General features: G+C 67.6%; 3 protein-coding genes and 1 pseudogene. All 4 read left to right on the forward strand.

The annotated features are described in order from the left end of the window. The first annotated feature begins 2 nt into the window (after window positions 1-2). Window positions 3-2,993 (forward strand): RND family transporter, encoded by a 2,991-nt coding sequence (locus tag A5663_RS14545; RefSeq protein ID WP_068150156.1) that lies wholly within the window; start codon window positions 3-5, stop codon window positions 2,991-2,993. Next, window positions 2,990-4,726, forward strand: a complete 1,737-nt coding sequence (locus A5663_RS14550) for an AMP-binding protein (RefSeq protein ID WP_082974137.1) — start codon at window positions 2,990-2,992, stop codon at window positions 4,724-4,726. Before A5663_RS14545 ends, A5663_RS14550 begins: the two co-directional genes overlap by 4 nt. Window positions 4,727-4,793: 67 nt before the next feature. Continuing rightward, window positions 4,794-5,930 carry an acyltransferase PE gene (gene pe, locus A5663_RS14555; protein WP_068150159.1) on the forward strand — a complete coding sequence of 379 codons (1,137 nt, stop codon included), beginning with the start codon at window positions 4,794-4,796 and terminating at the stop codon, window positions 5,928-5,930. A 68-nt stretch (window positions 5,931-5,998) separates the two neighbouring features. After that, window positions 5,999-6,220 (forward strand): annotated as a pseudogene (locus A5663_RS14560) (GAP family protein); the annotation flags it as partial. Window positions 6,221-6,225: the final 5 nt, after the last annotated feature.

Raw genomic sequence — 6,225 nt, forward strand, 5'->3', positions numbered from 1 at the left:
ACATGCGGCGGCTAGCCGATGTCGTGGTGCGGTGGCCCTGGGCGGTGATCGGGCTCTGGCTCGCCATGGCCGTGGCGCTGCCGCTGACGCTGCCGTCCCTCGGCGAGATGGCCCAGAGGCATCCGCTCGTCATCCTGCCCAGCGACGCACCGTCGAGCGTCACCGCCAAGAAGATGGCCGAGGCCTTCCAGGAGTCGAATTCGGACAACCTGATGGTCGTCGCGTTCATCAACGAGAAGGGGTTGGTCCCCGCCGACGAGGCCACCTACCGCAAGGTGGTTGATGCGCTGCACGACGACGTCACCGACGTCGTGTCGGTGCAGGACTTCCTCGGCACCCCGCAGCTGCGACCGTTCCTGACGAGCAAGGACAAGACGACGTGGGTGCTGCCGGTCAGTCTCGAGGGTGAGCTGGGCACCCCGCGGGGCTTCGACTCGTTCAACCGGGTGGCCGACGTCGTCGAACACAACGTGCCCGACGGGCAGCTGAAGGTCTACGTCACCGGTCCGGCGGCCACCGTCGCCGACCTCACCGTCGCCGGCGAGCACGATCGCCTGCCCATCGAGATCGCGATCGCCGTCCTCGTCCTCGCCGTGCTACTGCTGGTGTACCGCAGCGCCGTCACCATGCTGCTGCCGTTGGTGACGATCGGCTCGTCCCTGGTCATCGCGCAGGCGGTGGTAGCAGGCTTCTCCCACCTGACGGGTGCGGGCGTCTCGAACCAGTCCATCGTCTTCCTCAGCGCGATCATGGCCGGCGCGGGGACGGACTACGCGGTCTTCCTCATCAGCAGGTTCCACGACTACGTGCGGGACGGTGCCGACACCGACCGGGCCGTGAAGGGTGCGTTGATCTCGATCGGGAAGGTCATCACCGCATCAGCCGCGACGGTGGGCCTCACCTTCCTGCTGATGAACTTCACCCAGATGGGCGTGTTCAGAACGGTCGGAGTGTCGGCGGCGATCGGGATCGGCGTCGCGTTCCTGGCCGCGGTGACGCTGCTGCCGGCGATCCTGGTGCTCGCGGGCCCGCGCGGCTGGGTCAAACCGCGGCGCGAGCTGACCGCGCGGTTCTGGCGGCGCTCCGGAATACGGATCGTGCGGCGGCCCGTGCCGCACCTGGTGGCGAGCCTGCTCGTGTTGGCGCTGCTGGCCGGCTTCGCGGTGTTCGCGCGGTTCAACTACGACGACCGCAAGGCCGTCGCTCCGTCGGCGTCGAGCTCCATCGGGTACGCCGCACTGGAACACCACTTCCCCGTCAGCCAGTCCATCCCCCAGTACATCCTGGTGCAGTCTCCGCATGACCTCCGCACACCGCGGGCGCTGGCTGACCTGGAGCAGATGGCGTCGCGCATAGCCCAGCTGCCGAACGTGGGTCTCGTCAGCGGGGTCACCAGACCGCTGGGCGAGGTGCCGAGGGAGTTCCGGGCCACGTTCCAGGCGGGCCTCGTCGGCGACCGGTTGGCCGAGGGCTCCGCACAGATCACCCAGCGCAACGACGACCTCGACGAACTGGCAAGCGGCGCGGACACTCTCGCGAAAACCCTCAGCGACATGCGCGCACAGGTCAACGCGATCGTGCCGCGTCTCCAAGATGTGCTGGCGACGGTCTCGACGATGAAGACGCAGTACAGCGGTGACAAGCTGGTGCGCTACGTCGACGTCGCCGCCCAGCTCATCGACAGCCTCAACAAGCTCGGCACCGCCTCGGGCCTGCGATTCGGCGCCGTCGAGGATCTCTTCGCCTGGATGGGCCCCGTCCTGATCGCGCTGAACGGCAATGCGGTGTGCGACGCCAACCCCTCCTGCAGCGCTACCCGCGCGCAGTTCCAGCGGGTGGTCGACTCACGAAACGACACCAACCGCAACCAGATCAACGAGCTGGCCGGCGAGCTGCAGAGCGTCGAGAACAGACGAGCCCTCAACACCACGATGAACAAACTGAACGGCGCGCTCACCGCCGTCGGTGAGACCGTCAGCGAGATGGGGCTGGACAAGCCCGGCGGACTGGAGGCCGGACTGACCGACCTGCAGCAGGGTGCCGACCGGCTCGCAGGCGGAAGCCAACGGGTGGCCGACGGAGTCGACGAACTGGTTCAGCAGGTCAAGGTAATGGCGTCCGGGCTCAACCAGGCGTCGGACTTCCTGTTGACGATGCGGCAGGACGCTTCCGATCCCTCTATGGCGGGCTTCAACATTCCGGCCCAGGTGCTGAACACGGTGGAATTCCAGAAAGTCGCCAAGGCGTTCGTCTCGCCGGACGGCCATTCGGTGCGGTATCTGGTGCAGACGAAGCTCAACCCGTTCAGTTCCGAGGCGATGGACCAGGTCAACGCGATCAACGACGTGGCCCGCGGCGCTCAGCCCAACACCGCGCTCGCCGACGCCACGATTTCGATGGGCGGCTACCCGGCAGCCCTGCGAGACACCCGCGACCACTATGAGCGCGACATCCGGTTCATCATCCTCACCGCGCTCATCGTGGTGTTGACGATTCTGGTCGTGCTGTTGCGTTCGCTCGTCGCGCCGCTCTATCTCGTCGGTTCGGTGGTGATCTCCTACTTCGCGGCAATCGGCGTCGGAGTCCTGACGTTCCAAGTGCTGCTCGGTCAGGAACTGCACTGGAGCGTGCCCGGGCTGGCGTTCGTGGTGCTCGTGGCGGTGGGCGCCGACTACAACATGCTGTTCGTGTCGAGGCTGCGCGACGAATCCCCGCACAGCGTGCGCTACGGCGTCATCCGCACGTTGAGTTCGACGGGCGGCGTGATCACCGCGGCGGGGCTGATCTTCGCCGCTTCGATGGCCGGCCTGCTGTTCTCCAGCATCGGCACGGTGGTCCAGGGCGGCTTCGTCATCGGCGTCGGAATCCTGCTGGACACCTTCGTGGTTCGCACCATCACGGTGCCGGCCGTCGCAGCCTTGGTCGGGCGTGCGAATTGGTGGCCGTCACGAATAGCGCCGTCGTCGTCGCGGACGCGGGTGCCGGCCGAGTGACTTCCACGTCCCAGTCGTCGATCCTGTCGATGCTGCACGGGCGCGCGAGCCTGCGCCCCGACGACATCGCGTTCACGTTCACCGAGTACGTCGGAGACTCCGCGATCGCCGAGACGCTCACGTGGGCACAGCTGGCACGCCGAACGATGAACGCGGCGCACGAGATCGGTCGCCACGGGGCGCCCGGTGACAGGGCGGTGATCCTGGCCGCGCAGGGTCTGGAGTACGTCCTGGCGTTCCTGGGTTCGATGCAGGCCGGTCTTGTCGCGGTGCCGCTTCCGTTGCCGCATCCCGGCTCAGGTCACGACCGGGTCAGTGCGGTACTCGCCGACACCGAACCCGCCGTCGTCCTCACGACGTCGGTATCCGCGGCCGACGTCCGAGACTTCGTAGCTCGGTCACCGGCGGAGACGATCCCGCAGATCGTCGAGGTCGACTCCCTCGACTTGGACGCCGGGAGCGGCACGAGCCTCGCGCCGGCCGAGTGGCCCGACATCGCGTACCTGCAGTACAGCTCCGGCTCGACGCGGCTGCCTGCCGGCGTGATGCTCTCGCACCGCAACCTCACCATGAATTTCGACCAGTTGATGAAGAGCTTCTTCGCCGACGCCCCACTGCCGCCGGACGCCACGCTCGTGTCGTGGCTGCCCTTCTACCACGACATGGGTCTGGTGCTGGGTGTCTGCGCGCCGATTCTGTGCGGCCGGCGCGCCGAGCTGATGAGCCCCGTGGCGTTCCTGGAACGGCCGGCCCGGTGGATGCGGGCGCTGGCCGAGAACCCGCACGCATGGTCGTCGGCGCCGAATTTCGCGTTCGACCTGGCGGCCCGCAAGACGTCCGACGCCGACCTGGACGGGCTCGACCTCGGCGGCGTGGTGGGCATCATCAGCGGAGCGGAGCGGGTGGAGCCGGCGACGTTGCATCGGTTCGTGGACCGGTTCGCGCACTTCAACTTCCGCGACCACATGATGCGCCCCGCCTACGGCCTGGCGGAGGCGACGGTCTTCGTGGCTACGGGCACGTGGAGTGAGACCACGCCGGCGGCTCACTTCGATTCCGCGGCACTGGGCGAGGGCCGGGTTCAACCGTGCGCAGCCGGCAGAGGTACCGCGTTGGTCAAGTACCGGCTGCCCCGATCCCCTTCGGTGCGGATCGTCGACAGCCAGACACACCGTGAATGCGCGGCGGACGTGGTCGGCGAGATCTGGGTGCACGGCGAAAACGTCGCCGAGGGCTACTGGCGCAAACCTCCCGCGGAGCAGGGCTGCTTCGGCGCGACGCTTGTCGACCCGTCATCCGGCACACCGGACGGGCCATGGCTGCGCACCGGCGACCTGGGCTTCGTCTACGAGGGCGAGCTGTTCATCGTCGGCCGCATCAAGGACCTGCTGATCATCCGGGGCCGCAACCACTATCCCGAAGACATCGAGGCGACCGTCCAAGAGATCACGCGCGGTCGGGCCGCCGCCATCTCGGTTCCGCTGCACAGCACCGAGAAGTTGGTCACCGTCATCGAACTCAAAGCCCCGGCCGAGCTCGACTCCGCTGCGAGCTGGCTGAGCACGGTCAAGAGCGACGTCACCGCCGCGATCTCCAACGCGCACGGAATCAATGTCTCCGACCTTGTGCTGGTGGCTCCCGGCGCGATACCCACGACGACGAGCGGCAAGATCCGGCGCGCTGCGTGTGTCGAGCAGTATCGGCGCGACGAGTTCGTTCGATTGGACGCCTGAGGCAGGCCATGGACTGGAGTAAGGTGCGGTGCACTGCAGCGGTAGGGCGGAGGCGATTCGGACGGCCATGAAACGACTTCTCGCATTCGGCATCGCGATGACGACGATCGGCGCGACAGGATGTCTCGGGCTCGGCATCGCGGTGGCCGATGAACCACCACCGCCGCCCCCCGGCGCCCCGAGTGGAACCCCAATGCCCCAGGGCACCCCGGGTAAGGGTTACTCGCTGGGCGGCGCTCGCGTCATGGGCATCCCCTACGACGAATACATCAGGCGTACCGGCGCGGACTGGTTCCCCGGACTGGAGCGGGAGATCGTCGACTACCCGTCCGGGCAGGTGCAGGGGCACACCCTGGAACGGCTGTTCCCCGGCATCGGCAAGCTCGACGACGACATCATGCCCGGAGCGGGTCTCGACGGCCCCAGCGTGGGCGAGTCGGTCGACGTCGGAGCGCCGAACGTCATCAACGCGATCAAGAAGGGCGGCCCCGGCACCGTGCTCGGGTTGTCCGAGGGCGCGTTGGTGCTCAACGAGGTGCAGTCGCGGCTCGCCTACGACCCAGCGGCGCCGCCCCCCGATCAGTTGACCTTCGCGATGTACGGCGACCCGGTGGCGCGGCACGCGTTCGGCGAGAGTTTCCTGACCCGGTCGTTCCCGGTCGGAACACTGACGCCCTTCCTTGACTTCCGCGTCCCGCCGCCGGTCGAAAGTCAATACGACACTTACCAATTCGTCTCCGCCTACGACAGCATCGCGGACTGGCCGGACCGGCCGGACAACTGGATGTCCATCCTCAATGCGCTCGCGGGCCTGGCGACCGGTCACACCTCCGTCGCGTTCACCAAACCGAGCATGGTGCCGCCGCAGAACATCCGCACGACCGTCAACTCGCGAGGCGCCAAGACGACGACGTATTTCATTCCCGAGGAACACCTTCCGCTCGTCCTGCCCTTCAAGTACATCGGGGTGCCCGAGGAGACGCTGGTCAAGCTCGACCATGTGCTGCAGCCCTATGTGGATGCCGGATACTCGCGCGCCGACAACCCGCTGACGGCGCCGATCACGGTGGCTCCCGGCAACGGCTACGACCCCGCCGCAGTCACCGCGCCGGCGACCCAGGCCGCCTTCGGCGGCGCCGCTGATCCGCTGTCGCAGATGCTCGCCGGCTTCCAGTACGTGATGAAGAACTCGCCGCAGTCCTGACCGCGCTACAGTCCGGCGACACCCACCCCGAGCAGGACGCAGCCGACCACGGCCAGCAGCAGTGAGACGCCGCGGCGTCCACCCAGTTCGGCGCCCTGGTCATGTTCAACGTGGTGGCGTTCGCGTTCGTTGAGATCCCACTGCTGAGTTACCTGGCGGCGCCGGACCGCACCCGGGCGTCGCTGTCGGCCTTGTACGACTGGCTGCGGTCGCAGGGCCGCCGCGGCGTCTCACTGCTGCTGGCCGTGGTCGGCTGCGTCCTGCTCGGGGTGGGTGTCGCCGGACTGTAGCGCGG

Source organism: Mycobacterium sp. E740 (assembly GCF_001672895.1).
GTDB lineage: Bacteria > Actinomycetota > Actinomycetes > Mycobacteriales > Mycobacteriaceae > Mycobacterium.